1 protein-coding gene is annotated in these 1,413 nt (G+C 35.9%); it reads right to left on the reverse strand.

Annotated features, from left to right (window positions below; all coding sequences use genetic code 11):
* Window positions 1-125 precede the first annotated feature (125 nt).
* Complete coding sequence (locus J2Z81_RS15650; protein WP_226371755.1) at window positions 126-1,304, reverse strand: IS256 family transposase; 1,179 nt, start codon at window positions 1,302-1,304, stop codon at window positions 126-128.
* Window positions 1,305-1,413: the final 109 nt, after the last annotated feature.

The raw sequence follows: 1,413 nt of genomic DNA on the forward strand, positions 1-1,413 counted from the left end.
AGTCAAGTCCTGAATTATGTGTAAAATAAGATACAAGGTTTTCAACCATTTATGTGTTGGTATGGAGTTTATTATATTGGGAGGGGTACCCCTCCCAATATAATAAACTTTTGCGATAATAGTTATCAGTTCGTCGTACGATAAAAGAATTTTCTTTTACCTGGATCCATTCCCTCCTCACAATCCATCAGTACTGCGCCTATTAGGCGGAAGGCAGAGGATGTATTAGGAAAGATTCGAATAACACCTTCCCTCTTCCTCACTTCCGAATTTAATCGTTCTAACACGTTTGTCGTTCGGATATGAATATGGGTATCTTTGTCCTCGGCATAAAACTGAATGGCGTCTTCATAGCCAGCATCGAGCGTTTCTATGGCTTTTACGTATTTCTTATCGTCTTCAAATTTTTCTATAAATTCATCTTTTAACATTCTTGAAATTTTCTCTGTAGGTGCTTTAAAAATCTCTTTCAGATATTCTCTTGCTTCTTTAGAGCCCTTTTTAGGCATCGTTTGAATAATATTCCTTAAAAAATGTACTGTACAACGCTGCCAGCTTGTGTTAAGAAAGTTTTCCATGATCGCTGACTTTAAGCCTTCATGCGCATCAGATATGACGAGTTTAGGGGGCTGTAAACCTCTTGATATTAATGATTCAAAGAACTCATGCCAGGTCTCTTTGGATTCAGTCCCAGCCACTTTAAAACCTAGAATCTCTCGTTTATCTTGGCTATTCACGCCTAAAGCAATATAAACAGCTTTAGATACAACTCTGTGATATTCACGAACTTTAATATACATCGCATCGACATAAATATAATTATAATATTGCTGGTCTAAAGGCTTTTGTGCCCAATCATTGACAATAGGATCTAGTTTCTTTGTGAGCCCAGAAACCATAGATTTAGAAACTTTTTCTCCACATAGCTGTTCTACAATTTTTGTCACCTTCCTAGTAGAAACACCGTTTACTACCATTTCTAACATAGAAAGCAAGAAGGCTTTATCACAGCGTTTATACTTCTCAAAAATATCCGTTGAAAACTCACCACGGCGTGTACGTGGAACCTTTAATGGCACTTTCCCAACATTCAAAATTAAATCTCTTTCATAGTACCCATTTCTGTAATCATGTCGGTTTTCACTACGTTCATGTGTAGTGTTTTTCATGTACCGATCTCTCTCCATCTCCATGTATTCGTTGAACAAAACAACGATGGATGATTTCACAACATCATTTAAATCAGATTTCATCACTTCGTCTTTTATTTTTTCAAAATCTAGGTTAAACTGTAATTGGGTCATTATTAATTCCTCCTACTTTGTATTCGTCGTTGAAAACATTGTATCACAAGGAGTTAATATGACCCTTTTTGTTTATCCTTTTCTTTTACACAATTATATGGACTTAATC

Origin of the sequence: Virgibacillus alimentarius (assembly GCF_017874635.1) — a bacterium.
Lineage (GTDB): Bacteria > Bacillota > Bacilli > Bacillales > Amphibacillaceae > Virgibacillus_B > Virgibacillus_B alimentarius.

Bases quoted from the DNA above. Each gene is read 5' to 3' on its own strand.
- J2Z81_RS15650 (WP_226371755.1), bottom strand. From the start codon at position 1,304: ATGACCCAATTACAGTTTAACCTAGATTTTGAAAAAATAAAAGACGAA.